This is a genomic window from Sorangium sp. So ce281 (genome assembly GCF_051527395.1).
In the GTDB taxonomy this organism is placed as follows: Bacteria; Myxococcota_A; Polyangia; order Polyangiales; family Polyangiaceae; genus Sorangium; species Sorangium cellulosum_B.
In genome coordinates this window covers 5,209,067-5,229,794 of record NZ_CP150322.1, presented here as the reverse complement: position 1 = coordinate 5,229,794, position 20,728 = coordinate 5,209,067, and the positions used below count along the sequence as shown (strand labels likewise).

Below are 20,728 nucleotides of genomic sequence, written 5' to 3'. Positions count from 1 at the left end.
GCGGCGCGGCGCCGCTCTACAGCGGCCCTTCGGTCAGCCCGTGGACGAACTGCCTCACGCGCGGGTCGTCGCTCGCCTTCGCTTCTGCGGTGGTGCCGTCGAAGATGAGCCGTCCGCGGTAGAGCATCCCCACCCGGTCGGTGACCGTGAGCAGCCGGTCGAGATCGCTCGAGACCATCACCACGGTCGCGTTCATCGCCCTCTGCTCGGCGCGGAGCAGGTCGAAGATGCGCTGCGACGTGACCGGGTCGAGGCCGGCCGCGGGCTCGTCGTAGAGGACGATCTCGCCGCGCGCGATCGTGGCGCGGGCGACGCCCACGCGCTTCTTCTGGCCGCCGGACAGCCCCGCCGGCGTCCGCCCCTCGAAGCCCGCGAGAGACACAGCGCGGAGCCGCTCCGCGACCCGCTCCTCGATCTCGTCCTCGCTGAGATCGTAGAGCCGGCGCAGAGGGAACGCGATGTTCTCCCCGACGGTCATGTAGTCGAACAGCGCGTTGTTCTGGAACAGCATCCCGAACTTGAGACGGAACGTCTGGAGCTCGAGCTCGCTGAGCGCGTGGACGTCCTTCCCATCGACGAGCACGCGCCCGTGATCCGGCCGCAGGAGCCCGGTGAGCATCTTGAGCAGCACGCTCTTGCCCGAGGCGCCCGGCCCGATGAGCCCGTAGAGGCAACCGGCAGGCACGTCGAGGTCGACGCCCCGGAGTACCGGCATGCCCCCGAAGCTCTTCGTCAGCTGTTCGATCTGGATCATCGGTCGGGTGGACACGGTCGCCGCGGAGGGGCGCGCCGGCCTCGTTGCTCGGCCGGGGAGGGGCGCGCCGGCCTCCTTTACTTGAACGTCGTCCGGGCGACGTCGAGCCGCGGGTGGGACGGGAACGACATCCCGCGGATTTGCCCGGAGATGCACGAAGCGACGCTCGGGTTCGACGGGCTCGTCGTGACGGTGACCCCCACGGCGCGGCCGTTCTGCACCGCGGCGCAGACGTTCACCTCCATGCTCGAGGGCACGTTGCACGCATTCAGGTACGTGCCGCGGTTCAGCACGTTGCCGTAGGCGCCCGCCGTGAGATCGGCCGGGCCGTTGTTGCCCATCTTGTACTCCTCGACATAGCGCGCCTGCGCCGCCTCACAGCTCAGGCCACCGCCGAGCGTCGGGTAGCGGCCGCCGCCGCTCGGCCGCGCCCCGCCCCCGGCGCGCCCCGTCTTGCCGCTGCCGAGGCCGGCGTCGACCTCGATCGCGACGCGGTCGGTGGCGCCCTGCACCGCGAGCTCCTGCTCCTTGTGGCTGCGCTCGCGGTACCACCAGCCCGCGCCCGCGGCGAGGATGACGCCCATCAGGGCGAGGCCGAGCAGCGCCTTGTACTGCGTGCCCTGCTTCTCGGCCGACACGACGGCGTCGAGCGCGCGCTTCTCCTGCACGATGTCCCGGTTCAGCTTGGCCTGCTCGGCGAACGGGGCGAACTCCTCCCAGTCCTGGATCGCGCGCTCCTCCGCGGAGAACGTGTCGCGCAGCACCTGATCCCCCGTGAAGGAGCCGGACGCGACCTGCTGGAGCAGCTCCACGGACGAGAACGGCCCATGGTCCATGCCGTCCTTGATGACGACGTACCGCGGCCGCGGATCGGACTCGAGCGCGGCCTTGAGATCCGCGAGCTTGCGGGTCGGATCGTTGCCGTGCAGGCGCTGCGGCTGGTTGACCGGGATGGCGACCGCGAACGGTCCGTCCCCGGAGACCGCCTGGATCCTCGGCACGGACGGCGCCGACGGGACGCGCGCCTCCTCCTGGTGCCCGGTCGGCGGCATCATCGAGAGGTTGACGTCGACCTCGAACTCGCCGTCGGCATCGAGGTGCGACGTGTCGGCGCTCGGGGGCTGCTCCGAGGCGCTGGGGACGATCTGATAGAGCGCCTGCGCGAGGGCGGCGAGATCCGCCGGGCGGTGCTTCGGATCGGCCACGAGCGACTTGCCGAGCACCGTTTCCAGCGCGGGCGGCAGGTCCGGGATCACGTCCGCCGGACGCCGCATCCCCGGGCCGACGCTGCTGTTGGTGAGCATCTCGTAGAGGATGGCCCCCACCGCGAAGACGCTCGCGCGCGCGTCGCCTTCGTTGCCCTTGCGCTCCTCGGGCGCCAGGCAGGCGCGGTCGCGCGGCAGGAGAGGAGGGGTGTGGGCGAGCTCCTCGATCAGCTGGATCGTGCCGTTCGCGCCCTGGCCGAGGCACGAGGGGTGCACGAACATGGTCCGCCCCTGCGCGTGCAGCTCGTGCAGCTGGGTGCAGAGCGGCACGGCGAGGCCGACGGCCTCACGGATGTCGAAGCGGCGACCGGTCGCGCGGCGCGACTCCATCTCGGCGCGGAGCGTGCCGGCGGGGATGGACATGCCGGCCGGCAAGGGGGTGAGCAGGGGCTGGACCTGAGCGGACATCGGGGACGAACACTACGACAACACGCCGGGTCCGCTCAACGCCGCACCGCAACGTTGCAGTGTCGACGTGCGGCGAAGCCAGGTGCACGCGTGGGACGAGCAGTGCGGGCGTGCGCTTGCGGCGTCAGCGTTCGCCGGCGCGCCTTCAGCGCGTTTGCGCTGGTCTGCGCCCTGGTGTCGATCTGCGTCCGTGCGCGTCCGCCGGCGCGCGTTCGCGCTGGTCTGCGCCCGGGTGCGTCGGCCGGCGTCCGTCAGCGCGCGCGGGTGTCGGTCTGCGTCCGGGGGCGCTCGGCGGCACCGGCTGCGGCGGCGTTCGCGCCGAGCGCCAGGACGTGCCCTGCGAAGAAGCGGAGCAGGTCGGCCTCGCGCGACTTCGGCCAGCGGGCGTGGTTGATGGCGCCCTTCTTGGCGGAGCAGCGGTTCCGGAGCGCGCAGTGGGGCTCGTCCCTGCTGGCCGCGTCGAGGCGCAGGAACGAGGTGTGCGCGGAGAGCGCGTCGCGCGCGCGCAGCCATCGCTCGACCGACTCACACGGGAACATGTCGTCGCACGCGCGGTAGACCGCCATCGCGGGCGGGGGAGGGCCGGGGCACGCCCACTCGGCGGGCGGCGCGTTGCTGCCGAAGGTGGCGAACGCCGCGACGCGGTCCGCGCGCATCATGGCGTACGTCGCCGCCATGTGGCCGCCGTAGGAGCCGCCGAGCGCGTAGATGCGCCGCCGGTCGACGAGCTTCTTCTCGAGCAGCTGGTCGACGAAGGCGTCGGTGGTCGCGACGTCGACGTTGCCCTCGCCGGTGAACTCGACGTCGAACGGCGCGGTCGGCGTGTACATCTTCGTGCCGCGCTCGCGCTCGGCCTGGCTCGGCGTCTTGAAGGCGCGGCCCTGGGGCGCGAGGACGATGAAGCCCGCGTGGGCCGGGTCGCCGGTCAGGTTCCACGTGGCGCCGAGCTTGCGCAGGCCCGTCTCCTTGTCGACGCTCGTCGGGTTGTCGCCGTCGGCGTGGAAGAAGACGATGAGCGGCAGCGGCGCGCGCGTCTCCACGCCGCTCGGCGCGATCACGCAGGCGTAGCGGGGCGACCCCTCGGCGTCGCGCGTCTCCAGCACCTGGGCGCCGCGGCACGGCGGCCTGCCGAGCGTCTTGCGGAGCTCTCGCCCGGGGCGCCCCTGCTCGGCGACGCAGCTCCCTTCGTTGGGAAGCCTGGCCTCGGGCGGCTTCGCCGGCGGCGCGGCCGCGCTGGCCGGACCGGCCGCGCGGGCGCCCGCGTCCTGCCGGGCCGCCGACGGCCGCGGCTGCCCGCCGTCGGCCGCGGCTGCGCCGGCGTCCTGCTCGAAGACGCCGAGCAGGTCGCCGCCGTCGACCCCCGACGACGGCGTGGAGCACGCGGCCGCGAGCCACGCCGCGGCGGCGGTGAGCGCCGCGGCGAGGAGGACCCGGCCGCGCAGAGGGACGGGGAGGTCGGGCGTCGAGGTGCGTCGCGGGCGGGTGCCGGGTCGAGGTCGAGGCACGCGCGCACTCTAGTACGACGTCGGCGGAGCTCCGCCCGGGATTTCTCCTTGGAGACCGCCGGTGAGCTCCGGGATCGCGCTTGCGCGATGCGCCGCGGCGCTGCCGGCGACGAGGTGCTGCCCGCTGCCGGCGGCGGGCTCGGCTGTACCGCTGGCAGCGAGTCGATCCCGCGCGTGCGGCAGTGGCGTCCCTCGGCAGCCCCGAACGGCTAGGAGTCCCAGAGGGTGGTGACGAGCGCTGACTGCCGGATCACCGAATCTTTCGAGATGAGCGGTGTCCCTCGATGGATCGCCTCGGCGACGATCAGCCGATCGAAGATGTCCGGGATCGCGCTCAACGTGTGGCTCGCGAGGACGACCTCCGGAAGCAGCGACGTCAATCTGTAGTTGTCGCTGGTGCGCATCGCCTCCAGGCGCGGCAGCAGGTGCGCCAGCGCGATTCCCGGCAGGCGTCCACGTTCGACCACCATGATCGTCTCGGCGATCACCACGGCGGGCACGTAGATGCGCGCGGAGCCGGCGTCGGTCGCCGCGAACGCCTGCTTCGCCGCGCTTCCGAGGCGGGAAGGGGCGTACATGCTCCATACGAGCGCGTGGGTGTCGGTCACATGCTCAGCGATCACGTCTCTGTCTCGGGCTCCTCGGCCGCATCGAATCGCCGAGCGCGCTCGCTGCGAAGCTCGGCGAGCGCTCCGGCGACCGGGTCATCCTCGACCGACGCTGGGGCCGCGCCGCCGAGCGACCCGAGCACCCGCACAAGCCTCCGCTCCGTGGGCGTCACGGCGAGGACGATCACCTCAGCCGGCCCCGGAGGGAAGTCTTCTGGAAGCTCGACGGCTATCCGGTGGTCATCCGCCACGTTCACGTTGAGCTTGTATGCATGCATGGCGATCCCTTCGCCGGAGCATACCACGGCCCCTCGGGGCACAGCGGCGGCTTGCGGGCGGCCAGGTTTCCGGTATGGAACGCGTCGCTGGACGCGCTCATGGCCCATCGTACCCAGGACGTCCTCGCTGCCGCTCTGTGCCTCCCCGAAGGAGAACGCCTCAAGCTCGCGTCCGAACCGCTCGCCAGCGTCGAGGAACCGCACGACGACTCCTGGAACGCTGCGTGGCTCGAGGAGATCGAGCGCCGAGAGCAGGCGGTGCGCGATGGGGGGAGCGCGGGGGACGCGTGGGCGGAGGTTCGGGCGCGGGTCGTCGCGCGATTGGGCGCTCGTTGACCCGGCCGATCATCGTTCGCGTCGATGCGCAGGCGGAGCTGGATGAAGCTGCGGGCTGGTAGGAGCGGCGCCGTGCTGGGCTCAGGATCGAGCTCGTGAGATCCATCGAGGTGGCCCTCGACGCGATCGCCGGGGCGCCCGAGTCATGGCCTCGATGGCAGACTGGCTACCCGTACCGAAAGTATGTCTTGCGTCGTTTCCCTTTTATCGTGTTCTTCACGGCCGCAGGCGCTGGGGTCCAGATCGTCGCGTTCGTTCACACGAAGTGCCGGCCCAGGTACTGGAGGCGACCGTCGAGCCAGTGAGCGGCCTCGTGATTTCCACCTGTTCGCGGCCCTATGCTCAGATGTCCCGCTGGCAGCGAGCCGAGCGCGGTGCGCCTTGAAGAGGCGTGCCTCTGATCCCCCAAACGTTCCTGCGGCTCAGCTGGGTTCGGTAGCCGCTTCCATGCCGAAGACTGGCGTCGTGGGCATCGGGGACCTGCGCGAGAGCTCCTCGGATGTGGGGGACGGGTCGCGCACGGACGCCCCGGGAGCGCTTGGATCCGGCTGGTAGCGAACTCAGGTCGGAAGGCGGTAGTGCTGCTGGATCCGGCGGATCTGGTCGGCCTCCGGAATGCGTAGGTCGAACGCGGCGGAGTACGCGAGCTCGAGGAGGGCGGTGGCATCGCCTCGGTCGCCAGGGGCGTTGCGAGCGAGGAGGTTGAGCGCAATCTTGACGCGCGCGACGAGAATGTCCCGCGTGGCCCCGAGCCGCTCGAAGACGGGAAGCTGGTCTTCTCGTCGAATGCGCAGCGCCTCGTCGAGTTGGCCTCGCACCTCAAGGATGTCGGCTCGACAGCCCTCGGCGAGCGCGGCCTCCCGCTCGTCCCCCCTGGCTCGGTCTACGGCCAACTTCTGCTCTGCCGCCGCCCAGGCAGTGTCCATGGCGCCCATTTGCCGTGCCACGGTCGCCAGAGTCCAGAGCAGTTCGGACCGTTCCTTCGGGTCGCTCCGCTCCTCGAGCCCCCGCGCGCAGAACTCCATCCACACGTGGAATGGGCCATTGTGCATGGCGTACCACGACCCTGCCCGCTCTACCCGCACCACATCCTCCCCACTCACCCGCCTGAGCCACGCCGAGAGCGCCCCCTCTTCGCGTGTCACCTCTTTCCACGGTTGCTCCGCCTCTTCTTGCAACCGTTTCACGAACCATTCTGTCATTCGACCTAGCACCGCGGTCTCCTCCGCGCCCCGTCGCAGCCACGCCGCGAGCAGCGGGTGGATCCGCCAGGCATCATCGTCCCGCTCATCCGCCGCCATCACCAGGGAGAGTTTGCCCGCCGCGTTCATCAACTTGCCAAAATCCACGGCGGAGAGCCCGGCGAGCGCCTCACCGAGGCTTCGTCCGAACCCGCCTAGCGGCGCATGCCCGAGCGCGTACAACCCCGCGACGAGCGCGTCCGCGTCAGCCTTGAGCGTTCTGCCGAGTAAGGCCAGCGACAGCGAGAACGTCCGGTGCAGGTTCGCTCGCCGCGGATCCTCCTGGAGCAGGCTGTCGTCCGGATGGTTCGGGTCGAGATCGAACCCGCTGCGCCGCAGCTCCTCGAGGAACGTCCCCACATCGTATCCGCCCTCGCGCAAGTACCCGGCTGCGAGATGCAGCGCCAGCGGCAAACGTCCGAGCTCCCGCACGAGGCGCCGGAGCTCGTCGGCCTTGCCCCGTACGCGCTCGGGTGGAAGCTCGGCCTCGAGCTGCTCCAGTGCCGTCGCCTCGTCGAGTTCCGCTACCGGAACGCGCGCCCAGCCGGCACCGTTTCCGAGCCCCGTGTAACGGCCTGTCACGATCATCGGACAGCCCCTGAGCCACTTCTCGAGCCGCACGACCGCGCCGGCCGCCGCCTCGCTGTCCACGTTGTCCACGTGCAGGAGCGTCAGCGGCGCACGCAGCCGGTCGCGCACGCGCGCAGCCATCTCCTCCGGTGGCGCGCGCAGGGACAACCGATCCGCGATCTGTCCGAGCCAAGCGACCGAGAGCGGATCCGCCGCACGGCTCTCTTCGGGCTGGAGCGCGACGAGCACCGTCCCACCCGGGAAGTCCGCGGCCCTGTCGATCCGGAACTGCTCCGCGAGGTACGACTTGCCCACGCCCGGCATCCCCTGCACCGCGCAGATCGCTGCAGGCTTGCGCTCGCCCGCGCTGGGCAGGAGCGCCTCGGCGATACGTTGCAGCTCCTCCCGCCGCCCGACGAAGACGCGGCCCCGCGCGGACGGCGGGGGCGGAGGCACGGACGGAGGGCGCAGCACCCACGTGAGGCGGCCGTGCGGCGCCTCTGCGTACAAGCCTCCATCATCGAACCAGAAGCCCGTCTGGCGATCGGAGAACCCGCGCAGCCGCACGTCATAGCGCTTCGGCCGTCGCGCTCCGTCCAGCGTCACGTCGAAGAGATGGCAGGCGTTCCGCCACGTATTCCCCTGGCTCCCCTCGTAAAGGCACCCCGCCGCGACCTGCCGCAATATCTGGCCGGGGCCCACCCATGCGGCGAGCTCTTCACGATGCAGGTGCCCGCGCAGAACCAGATCCACGTGCTCGGCAAGCAGGTCGCGGCAGCTGTCGGCGTCTCCGAGATCCGTGAGCGGATGGTGCATGAGCGCGAGGCGGAAGCCCGGCAGGGTCTTGCCGTCCGCGTCCATGACGAGACGCGCCACCTGATCCTCGGTGAGCAGGAGGTTGCCGCTATCCGCGTTGTCGCCGCAGAGCCACGCCGAGTCGAGACCGATGACCTGTACGTCGAAAGGCAAGTCAGGTACGCATACGCGGTAGCCGAGTCGCCCGTGCGGCGAGCGATCCGGCAAGAGGGCGTCACGCCCGATGGACGACAACCACGCACGGAACGCGGCCCCTCGCTCGAGGACCTGCTCGCGCTGCTCGTCCTGCAACCCGCGGGGTGTCTTGCCGCCCCCTAGCCAGCGTGACCTCTCGATCGCAGGTACGTCGGGCAGCTGGGCGCGCAGCTGCTCCCACGCAGCCTGGTTCGTCCTGCGATGGACGTCGTGGTTCCCTGGCACCACGAAGAACCGCTCTTTCGGCACGTGGAGCCGCGCGAGCGTCGCTTCCACGAACTCCGTCGCTGGCCCGTACTCCTCCGGGGTCCCGTGATCGGCGACATCGCCCGTGAAGCAGACGAGATCGATCGGGATCCCATCCTTCACGAGATCATCGAGGTTCCTCTCCCACGCCCCACCGAGCACGCGCCGCCGGCGCCAGCCCTCCGTTTCGCGCGGTCCGCGCACGTGGAGATCCGAGATGTGAAGGACCCGCAACCTGTGCTCGCGCTCGTGGACCATGCTCGCTCCGACGAGGGTATCAGGTCCGGCGGATTGGCCCCCTTGTCTGGATACGGTCGGAAGGAGCAGGCGGCGGGTCGCGGGGGGAGGCAGGAAGTGCCCCCGGAGGCGATCGGGGGTAGTTGGAATGCGCCGAGGCGCCGCCGGGCGGCGATCGAAGTAAGATGTCTTACTTCGAAGCGCCGCCGTGAGGCGATCGGGGGTAGTTGGAATGCGTCAAGGCGCCGCCAGGCGGCGATCGAAGTAAGATGTCTTACTTCGAAGCGCCGCCGTGAGGCGATCGGGGGGTAGTTGGAATGCGTCGAGGCGCCGCCAGGCGGCGATCGAAGTAAGATGTCTTACTTCGAAGCGCCGCCGTGAGGCGATCGGGGGTAGTTGGAATGCGTCGAGGCGCCGCCGGGTGGCGATTGAAGTAAGATGTCTTACTTGGAAGTGCCGCCGTGAGGCGATCGGCGCGAGCTGGAACGTGGCGAGGCGCCTTCGGGTCGGGTTGCCCGCCCGCCGGTGCGTCGGCTCCGTGCCCGCCCGTGGCCGCCGGTGCGTCGGCTCCGTGCCCGCCGGGGACGAAATCGCGACGGCAGGCCCCGCTGCCTTGCAGGGAGGCCCTTCGTGGCTAGGCTGGTCCGCGGCCCACCCATGACGCACTTCGATATCCTCGTCGGCGCCGCGATCGCGGCGGTCCTTGCTTTCCAGGTCTACGTCACCGTGCGCGTCTTCCGGAGTCGCGTCTACGAGCCCAAGCAGAAGGTCTGGCAAGCGCAGCTCGTCTGGCTCCTGCCGATCATCGGCGCCGGGCTTGTGTTCTCGATCCTCCAGGAGGAGGACCGGGCCCACCGCGACGCCTCCTCGCACCTCCGGAGCTGAGCCGGCGCCTCCGGGCCGCGCGGCCGCCTCGCGGCCACGTGCGGTCACGTTGAACGGTCGACCTCGCCCCCTTCTCCGTCCTCTACGCCCATCTGGTCACCCCGGCGCCCCTTCGCCTTCGATGGCCCGGTGGACCTGGGACGATCGAACAGGAAAAGTAGGTTTCACCCTTCGGTCCAGCGGCCCCGTGCGCTATGGCTCAGGGAGCATGGCGGACGACGTCTTCGGCATCGTCGGGACCACGCAGGCGGGTAATTTCCACGTCGAGCAGGTGGTCGCGGAGGGAGGGTTCGGCGTGGTGTACCGCGCGCTCCACGCCGGCTTCCGCGCGCCTGTCGCCTTGAAATGCCTGAAGGTGTCCGAGGCGAAGACCCCGCGCGAGCGGCAGCTCTTCCTCGAGAAGTTCCGCGAGGAGGCCCAGCTGCTCTTCCGGCTCTCGGCCTCGATCCCGGAGGTCGTCCGCCCGCTCCACGTCGACGTGCTGCACCTGAAGCGAGGGGAGTTCGTCCCCTTCCTGGCCCTCGAGTGGCTCGAGGGCGAGTCGCTCGACAAGGTCATCGATCGACGGAGGCTCAAGGGAGAGCCGCCCATCCCGCTGCACAGGCTGATGAAGATGATGCGCCCCATCGCGCAGGCGATCGCGCGCGCGCACCGCTTCCCGAGCCCGAACGGCACGGTGTCGATCATCCACCGCGACCTCAAGCCCGAGAACATCTTCATCACGACGCAGGAGGGGACGGAGCGGCTCAGGATCCTCGACTACGGCATCGCGCAGGCGAAGACGCTGGCCGAGCAGGCCGTCGGACGGGTGACGAACGGCGACCCGCTGAACGCGTTCTCCCCGGCGTACGGCGCCCCGGAGCAGTGGGCGCCGAAGCGGTTCGGACAGGCGGGAACTTGGACCGACGTCTGGGGTCTCGCGCTCACCATGGTCGAGGCGCTCGTGGGGCGGCAGGTGATCGACGGCGAGGCGCAGGCGATGATGGGGACGGCGCTCGACGTGAAGCGCCGGCCCACGCCCCGGACCGAGGGCGCCAACATCCCGCCGGAGGTCGACGCGGTGTTCGAGCGCGCGCTCGCGGTGAGCCCGCGCGACCGCACGCGCGACATCGAGGCCTTCTGGACGGAGCTGGAGGCGGCGATGGGGCTCCCGGCGACGTTCGGGCGGACCTCCGCGCAGGACGACGCGTACTCCGTTCCGCCGCCGCCGTCGTCGTCGATGCGCGCGGCCCCGCAGGTGAAGCGCGCCGCGCACGTGTGGCTCGACACGCCCAGCGACGCCGGGTCGCTCGAGCTCGATCTCGACGTGGCCCCGGCGTCGATGCGCTCGCCGAGGGGAGGGCGCCGCGAAGGTCCCGCGAGCAGCGTGCGCCCGCCGCCGCCCTCGGATTCGGCCGGGCTCGAGATGGATCTCCCCGAGGCGCCGCAGAGCCCGCACAGCAGAGGCATGGGCACGCTCGTCCCGGAGAGCGTGCCGACGAGCGCGCGAGGCCGCGCCGGCTTCGCGGAGGCGACGCCCGTGGGCGCGCTCCCGCGCGGCGGCGGGATGGAGAGCGCCCCGCCGAGCATGCTCGCGCGCGGGGGCGGGATGATGGAGAGCACGCCGCCGCTGGAGATGGCGCTCAGCGTCGCGCCGCGCACGACGTCGGTCATGCCGGCCGCGATGCGCGCGCTTTCGGACATGCCGTCGAGCAGGTACCGGCCGACGGCGCGTCCGCCGGCGGACGGGCGGCCGCGCCCGCCGGACCCGAAGCCGCTCGGCGGGCCGACGCTCGTCCAGCAGCTCGGGTTGCCCGTGGCCTGCATCGTGTTCGCGTGCGTGGTCACGGTGGCCGACCTCATCATGAAGCAATCGGGCGAGGCGCTGAGCTTCGGCCCGGTGCGCTCGTTCTGGGTCGCCGGCGTGCTGCTCCTGTTCGGCGTCGGGCTGTTCTTCTGGCGCATGCTCGGAGATGCTGGAGATGCCTGATCCGACGCACGGGGGCGCCGCCGCGGGCGAGCGCGCCGATCAGAGCGTGTCGGCCCGCTTCACGCGGCTGATGAACGCGTCGACCTCGCGGTGGGGCGTGCTCACCGATCCCCCGCTCGTGGCGCTCGCCTCCGGCGTCTTCCTGCTCGTCTTCCTCGGGGCGCTCGGCCGCGACGCGGGCCCCGAGGTCGCGCGCGCGCTCGGGGTCCTCGTGTTCGCGCCGATCTCGGTCGCGCTCGCCGTCAGCGTGGCGCTGCGCGGCGCGCGCCGCGCCGTCGTCGCGTGGCTCGCGCGCCAGCCGTTCCCGGTGGAGAACCTGAACGCCGTGCTGAACGGCCTGGGCGAGGCGCTGGAGGTCACCTTCGTCGGCGCGGCGCCGGAGGCGGCGGAGCTCAACGTCGAGCTCGACAAGGTGCACCCGGACGCGTTCGTGACGGGCGGCGTCGAGGACGCGCGCACGCTGGACATCCGCATCGGCGTCGTCGACTCGAAGCGCAATCCGGCCGCGACGAACCACCAGCGCTACGCGCGCGTCCGCGAGCTCGTCGAGCGCGTGCTCGTGCCGCTCTCGGAGCGCTATCCGATCCAGGTCGTCCGGGTGAAGTGAGCGCGCGCCGGACGCGCGCATCCAGGCGGCGGGGCGCCGTGCGGTCGTCGCGCGCCTCGCGCGGGCGGCTTGCCAGGTCGCCCGGTTCCCCTGCTATCGTCGCGGCCCATGACCGCCTCGACCCCCGAGAAGCTCCTCTCCGATCTGGAAGCGCGGGGCATCACCCGCGCGAAGATCGGCGGCTTTGACATCGACGGCATCCTCCGCGGGAAGTACGTCTCCATCGAGAAGCTGAAGAGCGCGCTCAACAGCGGCTTCGGCTTCTGCGACGTCATCTTCGGCTGGGACATCGCCGACGTCCTCTACGACAACGCCAAGGTGACCGGCTGGCACACCGGCTACCCGGACGCGCACGCCGTCCTCGATGCGAGCACGCTGCGCGACCTCCCGTGGGAGCCGGGGACGGTCGCGATGCTCGCCGACTTCCGCGACGAGCGCGGCGGCCCGCACCCCGCGTGCCCGCGCTCGCTCCTCCGGAGCGTCATCGCGAAGGGCGAGCGGATGGGGTTCTCGGCGAAGTTCTCGTGCGAGTTCGAGTTCTTCCTCTTCGAGGAGACGCCGCGCTCGCTTCACGAGAAGCGGTTCGCCGGCCTGACGCCGCTCAGCCCCGGCATGTTCGGCTACTCGTGGGTCCGCGAGGGGCAGAACAAGAAGCTCATGGCCGCCATCCTCGATCAGATGCAGGCCTTCGACGTCGAGATCGAGGGCCTGCACACCGAGACCGGCCCGGGCGTGTACGAGGCGGCGATCCGCTACGACGACGCGCTCCGCGCCGCGGACAAGGCCGCGCTCTTCAAGGTCGCCATGAAGCAGATCGCCCACGAGCACGGCCTGTCGGTCACGTTCATGGCGAAGTGGAACGCCGATCTCCCCGGATCGAGCGGCCACCTGCACCAGAGCCTCTGGAAAGACGGCCGCAACGTCTTCGAGGATGCGTCGTCGCCCGATCGGATCCCGGCCGCGCTGCGCCACTACGTCGGCGGCCAGATCGCCCTGATGCCCGAGCTCACGGCGATCTACTCGCCGACGATCAACGCCTACAAGCGGTACGTGCCCGGCGTCTGGGCCCCGCTCACCGCCAGCTGGGGCGTCGAGAACCGCACGGCCGCGATCCGCCTCATCGGCCTCGGCACGCCCGGCGCGCGCGTCGAGTACCGGCAGACGGCGGCGGACATCAACCCGTACACCGCGATGGCCGCGTGCCTCGGCGCGGGGCTCTACGGCATCGAGAACGGCGTCGAGCCGCCGGCGCAGGCCGCCGGGGACGCGTCGTCCGCCGAGTCCTCGCGCCTGTCGCTTCCCCGTACGCTCTCCGACGCGACCCGGATGCTCGCGGGCAGCAAGGGGGCCCGCGAGATCCTCGGCGAGAGGTTCGTCGAGCACTATGTCCTGACGCGCGACTGGGAGGTGCGGCAGTACGAGCGCGCGGTCACGGATTGGGAGCTGAAGCGTTACTTCGAGGCGGTGTGATCATGAGTCAGTTCACGGTTTGGAGCTTTCCCACACGCATCCTCTTCGGCGCCGGCGTCGTCGAGCAGACAGGCGCCGAGGCGCGCCGGCTCGGCGCGGCGAGGGCGCTCGTCGTCACGGACAAGGGCGTCGTCCGCTCGGGTCTGCTCGAGCCAGTCGCCGCGTCGCTGCGGAAGGAGGGCCTCGAGGTGGCCGTCTTCGACGACGTGCTCGGCAACCCGGTCGAGAAGAACGTGCACGACGGCGTCGGCGCGTTCCGCGCGGCCCGCGCCGATCTCGTCGTCGCCCTCGGGGGCGGCTCGCCGCTCGACGTCGGCAAGCTGGTGCGCCTCGGCGTGAACCACGATCGGCCGCTCGTCGACTACGACGACGCCACGGGCGGCGATCGCTTCATCACGCCCGACGTCCCGCCGATGCTCGCGATCCCCACGACGGCCGGGACCGGCAGCGAGGTCGGCCGCTCGGGCGTCGTGACGCTCGACGTGAACCACCGGAAGACGGTGATCTTCTCGCCGCACCTGCTCGCGAACGCCGCGCTGCTCGATCCGGTGATGACGCGGTCGATGCCGGCCTTCCTCACGGCGGCGACGGGCTTCGACGCGCTCACCCACTGTATCGAGGCGTACGTCGCGAAGGGCGATCACCCGATGGCCGACGGCATCGCGCTCGAGGGGATCCGCCTCGCCGCCGCGCACCTCGCGCGGGCGGTCACGCACGGCGACGATCTCGAGGCGCGCGGCGGCATGATGAAGGCGGCGATGATGGGCGCGGTCGCGTTCCAGAAGGGGCTCGGCGCGTGCCACTCGCTCGCGCACCCGCTCTCGAGCGAGTGCGGCCTGCACCACGGCCTCGCGAACGCCCTCTGCCTCCCGCCGGTCGTCGAGTTCAACGTCGCCGCGGCCGCGCCGCGCCTCGCGCGCGTCGCGGCCCTGCTCGGCGCGCCCGAGGACGCCGCCGCGTGCGCCGACGCCATCCGCGCCCTGCGCGCCCGGATCGGGCTCGCGGCCGGCCTCGAGAAGGCAGGCGTTCCCCGCGACAAGCTCGACGCGCTGGCCGACCTCGCCGCCCAGGACGCGTGTCACACGAGCAACCCGCGCCCCTGCTCGCGCGACGATCTCCGCCACCTCTACGAGGCGTCCTTCTCGAGCTGATCGCGCGCCAGCCCCGGGCGGGGCGCGGCTCGCGGTGGACGCGGGGCCGGCGCGAACGCGTCGCCGCCGCGGAAGGATCGCGCCGGCGAGCGCCTGCCGTGACGGGATCATGGTCATTTCCCGGTGTCCAGCGGGCCGCTGGGCGCCGGCCTACCGCTGGCCGACAATGGATAAATGCGGTACCAGGGGGGCACGATGACCGTCACCTCCACCGAGCGCACCGCGCGTCCAGCGACATGCCAAATGTTCGAGACGCCGCTCATCGAGCGGTTTTCGCGGATCCATCCGATCACACCGTTCGTCTTCTGGCTGCCGGTCTACGGCTATCTGGGCGTGCGCGCCGCCCGGCATGGTGTCGGCCTCCTGACCGGGCTCGGGCTCGCGCTGGTCGGCCTGTTTCTATGGACGCTCGCCGAGTATGTCCTGCACCGATACGTGTTTCACTACGTGGGGCCGCGCCTATGGCAGCGCCGGATGCATTTCGTTCTCCACGGGGTGCACCATGATTTCCCGCAGGACGCCGACCGGCTGGTGATGCCGCTCGGCGCGAGCATCCCCCTCGGCATCGCGTTCTACACGCTGTTTCGCGTCCTCTTTGGCCCTGTTCCGGCGGATCCGCTGTTCATCGGCTTCGGCCTCGGATACCTGGCGTACGACGGTACGCACTATGCCATTCATCACTTCCGGATGAGCTCGCGCTGGGCGAAGTGGATCAAGCGCCATCACATGGTCCATCACCACACGGGAGAAAATGCCCGGTGGGGCGTGTCGTCGCCGCTCTGGGACTGGGTCTTCGGCACGATGGGCACGTCGCAGGCGGGAAAAGGCAGCTGAGCGAGACAGCGGCGCGCGCCGGAGCGCGCCGGCGCTGATCGCCGACAGGGTGGGAATGGGCCCGGAGCGCGGCGGGTTGAGGGGCCATGAAGCGGTCGCGCCCGGACGCTCGCGCCTGCGCGGGAGATGCGGAGCAGCAGCGCCGCGCGGGGCCGCGCGGCCGCGATCGCACGGCGCCTGCCCAGGCTCAGGCGCGCAGCGGATGGATCGGCTCGACGCGCGGACCGAGGAGGTCGCGGCGCATCGGGGGCCTCACGGCGAGGAGGTGGTGCCGGGAGGAACGAGCCCTGCCGCAGGCGAGGCGCTCGCCGCAGGCAGCCGCCTCATGGCGCCCGCATCGAAGGTGCGGAGCGTGTTGCGCCCGCAGTAGGGGCACAACCACGCCACGTCGAACCGGTCGAGGTGAGCGTTGATGCTGTGCGCCGGCGCGATCTCCTTGTCGGCTTCACCGGCGGCCGACCGGTCGCGGGGACTCCGGGTGGCCCACCCGGCGGTGACGTGCCGGTGCTCGTCCAGGGTGGCTGACAGGCTTGCCTGGCACTCGCAAGGAGTGGAGATGAGAAACCGACTCATGCGTGACCGTCCTTCGTAGATGTTTCCGTAGACCTTGCTGGCATGCCGCGTCGCGGCGTGCTTGCGGGCGCTGCGCCTGCGAATCGAGACGCGACGAACGAGAACCGAGACGCGACGAAAATCGAGACGAATGAGAACCGAGACGAACGAGAACCGAGACGAACGAGAACCGGCGACGAGGAAAGAAGCGCGCCCTCATATAAAGGTTGGTCAGTTTGAGCTCAAGGGGTGTTAGCCTGGGGCACGGTTGCCCTGATGTAGCTGAGGAAGGGGAGTCCATGACCGTTCGACGTGCACCTCGTGAGCGCGAGACGCCGCCCTCGGGCAGGTTGCAGGTCGTCGAGGCCCGCCGGCCTGGGCCGCGCTCGGTGCGCGGGCTCAGGCTCCTGCTTGCGCACGACGCCCGCGCCGCGACCTGCGACGCGCTCGCCCGCGCGATCGAGGGGGCGCTGACGAACGTCGAGATCGTGGACGCCTCGTCGATCGACGACGCCCTGCTCGCGTCGGCGACCGAACGGTTCGACGCGTGCCTCATCTGCCTGGATCTTCCGCCGGCCCCGCTCGGCGGTGCGCGCCTCGCGAGCGAGCTCGTGGACAGCAACCACCCGGTCGTGCTCGTCACGCGGAGCCTGCGCTGGCTGCCGCCGGACAGGCCCATCCTGCACGAGCTGCCCTGGATCCCGCCGGACGCGGGCAAGATCGAGATCTCCAGAGCGATCGCGGCAGCGACCAGCGACTGCGACAGCGCCATCCGCGCGCGCTCGCCGCTGCCGGGCGAGACGCTCGGCGCGCCCACGCTCCGCGCGCGCGCGCGCCGGTACCGGTAGGCGCCGGTCGCGGCGCGGCTTGGGATGCGCGCCGAGCCCCGGCTCCGGGCGAACCCGGGCGAACCGGGGCGAACCGGGGCGAACCGGGGCGAGACATGACGACGTGGCGACGTCGGAATCGAAAACGAAATGAAGGGGTTGCTAAGCGGCCCCGGATTCGGTAGAAGCTTCCTCCACCTCGCGCGGGACTAGCTCAGTTGGTAGAGCATCAGCTTCCCAAGCTGAGGGTCGCGGGTTCGAATCCCGTGTCCCGCTCCGAGGATCGCCGACCCCCTTTTGCGCTGGCGATCCTCCTGCACCTCGGGTGCTTCGAGGTTGAAGGGCTCCTCGCGTTCTCGCGCTGGGGCGCCGTCTCAAACGGCGCTTCGTGATCGAGCCGCGCCTCGGACGGCGCTTCTTGCTGAGCTCGGGCGACGGCGCTCGCTGAGCGAGCGCCTGCGCTCGCGCCACCGGGCAGCGCTCGCGCCACCGGGCAGCGCTCGCGCACCGGGCAGCGCTCGCGCCACCGGGCAGCGCTCGCTGCGCGAGACGGACGCGCTCTGGGGGCGCACGACGCTCGAATCGGGGCCGGTACCGCTGCGCGGACAGCGGTGCCGGACAGCATGGGGACACCGGGAGGTGTTCATGAAGGATGGCCGGCGCATCGCGCTGAACGCGGCGCTGATGCTCCTGAAGCAGGCGATCATGGCCGTCCTCGGCGTCGTGTTCGTCGGCTATCTCGCGCGGAAGGTGGGCGTCGCCGCCTGGGGGGAGTTCCAGGCGTCGCTCGCGATCGCGGGGATCGTCACGATCGCCGCCGGCGTCGGGGTGAGGGGGTACCTGGCCCGGGAGGTCGCCGTGAAGCCCGAGCTCGGGCCGCGTCACCTCGGCGCGGCGCTCGCCATCCGGGGCGTGACCGGGACGGTGGTGCTCGGCGCGACCGTGGCCGTCGTGCTGGCGACGCGCTCGGGGCTCGGCGCGCAGCTCATCGTGCTCGCCGCGGCTTCCCAGCTGGCGACGCTGCTCTACTCGACCATGTGGCTCTCGTTCGAGGCCCACGAGCGGTTCCAGTACATCCTGTACGCGGAGCTCGGCGCGCGGCTGTTCGTCATCGCGCTCTCGGCGGCCTTGCTCGCGCTCGGCTTCGGCGTCGTCGCCGCGGCCGTGGCGTTCCTGCTCGGCAACGTGCTGGAGCTCGCCATCACCTCGTACTACCTCCGCGCCCGCCTCTACCGGCCCGAGCTCACGACGCCGCCCGCCGAGCTCTGGCAGATCGCGAAGCGCAGCCTGCCGATCGGCGTGCTCGGGGCGCTCTCGAGCGCGCTGCTCCAGATCGACCGCGTCATGCTCCGCGCGCTCTGCGACGAGGAAGCCGTCGGGGTGTTCAGCGCGGCCTGGGTGCTGAGCGAGAACTTCAGGATGCTCCCCGACGTCCTGCTCGGCGCTGCCTTCGCGGCGGGGATGCGCCTCTACGTCCAGGATCGCGACGCGTTCGGGCGCCTCTACGGCGGTTGCATGCTCGTCGCCGCGCTCTTCGGGCTGCCCGTCGCCGCCGGCGTCTTCCTGCTCGCGCCAGACGTCATCCAGCTCGTCTACGGAGGGACGCGCGACTACGCCCCGGCGGCGGACGTCCTCCGGGTCCTCGCGTGCGGCGTCCCCGTGACGTTCGCGTTCCAGGTCGTGACGCTGCCGCTGCTCGCGGCGAAGCGCGAGGTCGCGATGGTGAAGCTGCTCGCGCTGGCGCTCGTCGCCGACGTCGCGCTGAACCTGCTCCTCCTGCCGCGCTACCGCGCCATGGGCGCCGCGTGCGCGACGCTGGCCGTGAGCGCCGGCGCGCTGATCGCGTCGTGGGGCATCTCCGCGCGCTGGGCCCACGTCGTGGAGCTCGGCCGCATCCTCGCGGTCCTCGCCGCGACGGCGGTCATGGTCATCGCGGCGTACACCGCGCGCGTCCTCGCCGGCATGTGGGCGTCGATCGCGGTGGGCATCGCTGTCTACCCCGTCCTCCTCCTCGCGTTGCGCGTCGTCTCCTTCCGCGAGCTTCGCGCGCTGCTCGCGCGCCGCGTCCGCGCCTCACCCGCCACCGTGGCGTGACCTGCGTTCCATCGCGGGCGGGCCCGGCGCTGCGCGCTCCTCTGCGCCGCTGTGTGGAACACGGGGCCATCGAGTTTCCGCATTTTCCGCCGGGAGCAGCGCTCGCCGTGGGTCTCTGCGGCTGCCGACATGCGCTCTCATCCGGCGGGATCCACGCAGAACCGCGCGATGCCCATGGCTCGGAGGTGACGCTGCCGCGGCACTTTCCGTGGCATGCAGCGTGAATAGCGAAGGCGCGATGTGGCGGCGCGGGCAAGTCCGGGGGCTGGCCGGGGTGGGGCGACTCCGGCAGTGGATGGCGCGGCGGCCGTCCTCGCTTCGCGCGTTCGGGATGCCGGCGCGAAGCGAGGGGGGCGCGGCAGGGCTGCCGTGGAGATACCGAGAGATGGACCTGCCCATGGGCGACGGCGGCTATGCGTTGCTCGCGCGCCTGTCGGCAGGCGGCATGGCGGAGCTGTTCCTCGCGTGCCGGCGCGGGCCGGCAGGTATCGCCCACCCCGTCGTCGTGAAGCGCCTTCGCCCCGAGGCGAGGCGAGATCCGTCGATCGTGCGGATGTTCCTCTGGGAGGCCTGGATCAGCGCCCGGCTCCAGCACCCCAACGTGATCCGGTTCCACGACTTCGTCGTTCACGAAGGACGCCATCACCTCGTGATCGAGTACGTCCCGGGCTGCGATCTGGCCGCCGCCGCGCGCTCTCTCTTCGCGGAGGGGCGGTCGTTCCCGCTCGAGGCGGCCATCGAGATCGGCCTGGGCGTGCTGCGGGCGCTCGGGCACGCGCACGGGCTCCGCGACGACGGCGGGAAGCTCGTCGGCCTCGTGCACCGCGACGTGAGCCCGCAGAACGTGCTCCTCTCGCTCGAGGGGGAGATCAAGCTCATCGACTTCGGCGTCGCGCAGATGACGGGGATGAGCGGCGTGGAAGAGGCCGGCCCCTTCGGCTCTCCGTGCTCGTCCGGCGACGCGGCCCCGTCGAGCGGCGGCGGCACGGTGAAGGGAAAGCTCGGCTATGTGGCGCCCGAGCAGCTGCGCGGGCAGAGGGTCGACGCGCGGGCCGATCTCTTCGCGGTCGGCGTGATCCTCTTCGAGCTGCTGACGGCGCGTCGCCTGTTCCACCGCAAGGACGACGGCGCGACGATGGGCGCGGTGCTCTCCGGCGAGGTGCCGGCGATCGCGCCGCTCCGCCCCGCGTGCCCGGCGCTGCTCGAGGGGGCGATCCGGCGCGCGCTCGCGCGTGATCCCGAGGGCCGCTTCGAGACCGCGGCGCAGATGGAAGAGGCGCTCGCCGAGGTGCTCGCCTCGCTGCGTCGAGCGCCGAGCGGCGGCGACGAGCCGAGCTCGAGCGAGCGCGGGCTGCTCGCGGGTCAGGAGATCGCCGCGCTCGTGCGCGAGGTCGCGAGCGGGCGCGATCGGCACCGGTCGCTGCTCGTGCGGGGCTGCCGGAGATCCGCCGGGCCTCGCGGGCGCACGGGCGCGCGGCGGATCGCCGCGGGCCGCTCAGGGGACGATCGCGGCGAGGTGACGCCAACGCTGCGCGGGACGGACGCACGCCCCTCTGCGCCGGAAGAAGAGAGCGAGCGCAGCGAGGCCAGGAGCGCCGTCACGCCGGACTGGAGGGACGCGCGCCCGCTGCGGCGCGCTCGACTCCTGCCCTGGCTCGTGATCGCGGCGGTGACCTTCGCCGCAGGGGCGCTCGCGGGCAGGGCGATCGGCGCGTTCGACGGCGGCGTCGCGCCGGCGAGCCGCGGCGCGCCCCGCGACTGACGAAGCGCTCCAGCGCCGGCGCCGCGGCGCGGAGAGCCGCGAGACCTGGGAGATCTCCATTCGGCGCCGCGGCCGTGAGGCGTCGAACGCGAACGGCCGTTGGTGTTGGCGCGGATAG

The 20,728-nt window shown here is 71.5% G+C and carries 18 protein-coding genes and 1 tRNA gene; 12 read left to right on the top strand and 7 right to left on the bottom strand.

Annotated features, from left to right (window positions below):
- Positions 1-16: 16 nt before the first annotated feature.
- The 3 genes from WMF27_RS19830 to WMF27_RS19820 form a co-directional block, all read right to left on the bottom strand.
- On the bottom strand, positions 17-754 hold the full coding sequence (locus tag WMF27_RS19830; protein ID WP_437767326.1) for an ABC transporter ATP-binding protein: 738 nt from the start codon (positions 752-754) through the stop codon (positions 17-19).
- A 77-nt stretch (positions 755-831) separates the two neighbouring features.
- Positions 832-2,427 carry a hypothetical protein gene (locus WMF27_RS19825; RefSeq protein WP_437767327.1) on the bottom strand — a complete coding sequence of 532 codons (1,596 nt, stop codon included), beginning with the start codon at positions 2,425-2,427 and terminating at the stop codon, positions 832-834.
- 251 nt (positions 2,428-2,678) lie between these two features.
- Positions 2,679-3,932, bottom strand: a complete 1,254-nt coding sequence (locus WMF27_RS19820; RefSeq protein WP_437944389.1) for an alpha/beta fold hydrolase — start codon at positions 3,930-3,932, stop codon at positions 2,679-2,681.
- Between the two features lie 87 nt (positions 3,933-4,019).
- Between WMF27_RS19820 and WMF27_RS19815 the strand changes: the two genes are divergently transcribed.
- Entirely contained in the window at positions 4,020-4,145 is a 126-nt protein-coding gene (locus tag WMF27_RS19815) for a hypothetical protein (RefSeq protein ID WP_437944388.1), read from the top strand.
- Here the strand turns inward: WMF27_RS19815 and WMF27_RS19810 are convergent.
- Positions 4,142-4,555: a type II toxin-antitoxin system VapC family toxin gene (locus WMF27_RS19810; protein ID WP_437767330.1), complete on the bottom strand. Its 414-nt coding sequence runs from the start codon at positions 4,553-4,555 to the stop codon at positions 4,142-4,144. The two genes, WMF27_RS19815 and WMF27_RS19810, sit on opposite strands and share 4 nt — an antisense overlap.
- On the bottom strand, positions 4,552-5,022 hold the full coding sequence (locus WMF27_RS19805; RefSeq protein WP_437770008.1) for a hypothetical protein: 471 nt from the start codon (positions 5,020-5,022) through the stop codon (positions 4,552-4,554). The genes WMF27_RS19810 and WMF27_RS19805 overlap by 4 nt, the downstream gene beginning before the upstream one ends.
- Here WMF27_RS19805 and WMF27_RS19800 point away from each other — a divergent pair.
- Positions 4,918-5,154 (top strand): addiction module protein, encoded by a 237-nt coding sequence (locus WMF27_RS19800; RefSeq protein ID WP_437767331.1) that lies wholly within the window; start codon positions 4,918-4,920, stop codon positions 5,152-5,154. The two genes, WMF27_RS19805 and WMF27_RS19800, sit on opposite strands and share 105 nt — an antisense overlap.
- 560 nt (positions 5,155-5,714) lie before the next feature.
- On the opposite strand, the gene WMF27_RS19795 is transcribed toward WMF27_RS19800, so the two are convergent.
- Entirely contained in the window at positions 5,715-8,480 is a 2,766-nt protein-coding gene (locus tag WMF27_RS19795; RefSeq protein WP_437767332.1) for a metallophosphoesterase, read from the bottom strand.
- 609 nt (positions 8,481-9,089) lie between these two features.
- Here WMF27_RS19795 and WMF27_RS19790 point away from each other — a divergent pair.
- The 6 genes from WMF27_RS19790 to WMF27_RS19765 all read left to right on the top strand — a co-directional run bounded on the left by WMF27_RS19790 (position 9,090) and on the right by WMF27_RS19765 (position 15,375).
- The gene (locus WMF27_RS19790) at positions 9,090-9,344 is read left to right on the top strand and encodes a hypothetical protein (RefSeq protein ID WP_437767333.1); all 255 of its coding nucleotides are present in this window, start codon (positions 9,090-9,092) and stop codon (positions 9,342-9,344) included.
- A gap of 208 nt (positions 9,345-9,552) precedes the next feature.
- Positions 9,553-11,313, top strand: a complete 1,761-nt coding sequence (locus WMF27_RS19785; protein WP_437767334.1) for a serine/threonine protein kinase — start codon at positions 9,553-9,555, stop codon at positions 11,311-11,313.
- Positions 11,306-11,920: a hypothetical protein gene (locus tag WMF27_RS19780; protein ID WP_437767335.1), complete on the top strand. Its 615-nt coding sequence runs from the start codon at positions 11,306-11,308 to the stop codon at positions 11,918-11,920. The genes WMF27_RS19785 and WMF27_RS19780 overlap by 8 nt, the downstream gene beginning before the upstream one ends.
- Positions 11,921-12,028: 108 nt before the next feature.
- Positions 12,029-13,390 (top strand): glutamine synthetase family protein, encoded by a 1,362-nt coding sequence (locus tag WMF27_RS19775; protein WP_437767336.1) that lies wholly within the window; start codon positions 12,029-12,031, stop codon positions 13,388-13,390.
- The gene (locus tag WMF27_RS19770) at positions 13,387-14,541 is read left to right on the top strand and encodes an iron-containing alcohol dehydrogenase (RefSeq protein WP_437767337.1); all 1,155 of its coding nucleotides are present in this window, start codon (positions 13,387-13,389) and stop codon (positions 14,539-14,541) included. The genes WMF27_RS19775 and WMF27_RS19770 overlap by 4 nt, the downstream gene beginning before the upstream one ends.
- 195 nt (positions 14,542-14,736) lie before the next feature.
- A complete protein-coding gene (locus WMF27_RS19765) occupies positions 14,737-15,375 on the top strand; it encodes a sterol desaturase family protein (protein ID WP_437767338.1) in 639 nt (212 codons plus the stop codon).
- Positions 15,376-15,627: 252 nt separating this feature from the next.
- On the opposite strand, the gene WMF27_RS19760 is transcribed toward WMF27_RS19765, so the two are convergent.
- Entirely contained in the window at positions 15,628-15,948 is a 321-nt protein-coding gene (locus tag WMF27_RS19760) for a hypothetical protein (protein WP_437767339.1), read from the bottom strand.
- A gap of 278 nt (positions 15,949-16,226) precedes the next feature.
- Here WMF27_RS19760 and WMF27_RS19755 point away from each other — a divergent pair, with 278 nt between their 5' ends.
- The 4 genes from WMF27_RS19755 (at position 16,227) to WMF27_RS19740 (ending at position 20,610) form a co-directional block, all read left to right on the top strand.
- Positions 16,227-16,775, top strand: coding sequence for a hypothetical protein (locus WMF27_RS19755; RefSeq protein WP_437767340.1), 549 nt, complete (start codon positions 16,227-16,229; stop codon positions 16,773-16,775).
- A 182-nt stretch (positions 16,776-16,957) separates the two neighbouring features.
- Positions 16,958-17,030: transfer RNA gene (locus WMF27_RS19750), tRNA-Gly, on the top strand.
- Between the two features lie 369 nt (positions 17,031-17,399).
- A complete protein-coding gene (locus tag WMF27_RS19745) occupies positions 17,400-18,848 on the top strand; it encodes a flippase (protein ID WP_437767341.1) in 1,449 nt (482 codons plus the stop codon).
- 385 nt (positions 18,849-19,233) lie between these two features.
- The gene (locus WMF27_RS19740) at positions 19,234-20,610 is read left to right on the top strand and encodes a serine/threonine-protein kinase (RefSeq protein WP_437767342.1); all 1,377 of its coding nucleotides are present in this window, start codon (positions 19,234-19,236) and stop codon (positions 20,608-20,610) included.
- Positions 20,611-20,728 lie beyond the last annotated feature (118 nt).

Bases quoted from the DNA above. Each gene is read 5' to 3' on its own strand.
- WMF27_RS19830 (WP_437767326.1), bottom strand. From the start codon at position 754: ATGATCCAGATCGAACAGCTGACGAAGAGCTTCGGGGGCATGCCGGTA.
- WMF27_RS19795 (WP_437767332.1), bottom strand. From the start codon at position 8,480: ATGGTCCACGAGCGCGAGCACAGGTTGCGGGTCCTTCACATCTCGGAT.
- WMF27_RS19775 (WP_437767336.1), top strand. From the start codon at position 12,029: ATGACCGCCTCGACCCCCGAGAAGCTCCTCTCCGATCTGGAAGCGCGG.
- WMF27_RS19760 (WP_437767339.1), bottom strand. From the start codon at position 15,948: ATGAGTCGGTTTCTCATCTCCACTCCTTGCGAGTGCCAGGCAAGCCTG.
- WMF27_RS19800 (WP_437767331.1), top strand. From the start codon at position 4,918: ATGGCCCATCGTACCCAGGACGTCCTCGCTGCCGCTCTGTGCCTCCCC.
- WMF27_RS19745 (WP_437767341.1), top strand. From the start codon at position 17,400: ATGAAGGATGGCCGGCGCATCGCGCTGAACGCGGCGCTGATGCTCCTG.
- WMF27_RS19815 (WP_437944388.1), top strand. From the start codon at position 4,020: ATGCGCCGCGGCGCTGCCGGCGACGAGGTGCTGCCCGCTGCCGGCGGC.
- WMF27_RS19755 (WP_437767340.1), top strand. From the start codon at position 16,227: ATGACCGTTCGACGTGCACCTCGTGAGCGCGAGACGCCGCCCTCGGGC.
- WMF27_RS19740 (WP_437767342.1), top strand. From the start codon at position 19,234: ATGGACCTGCCCATGGGCGACGGCGGCTATGCGTTGCTCGCGCGCCTG.
- WMF27_RS19780 (WP_437767335.1), top strand. From the start codon at position 11,306: ATGCCTGATCCGACGCACGGGGGCGCCGCCGCGGGCGAGCGCGCCGAT.
- WMF27_RS19825 (WP_437767327.1), bottom strand. From the start codon at position 2,427: ATGTCCGCTCAGGTCCAGCCCCTGCTCACCCCCTTGCCGGCCGGCATG.
- WMF27_RS19765 (WP_437767338.1), top strand. From the start codon at position 14,737: ATGACCGTCACCTCCACCGAGCGCACCGCGCGTCCAGCGACATGCCAA.
- WMF27_RS19785 (WP_437767334.1), top strand. From the start codon at position 9,553: ATGGCGGACGACGTCTTCGGCATCGTCGGGACCACGCAGGCGGGTAAT.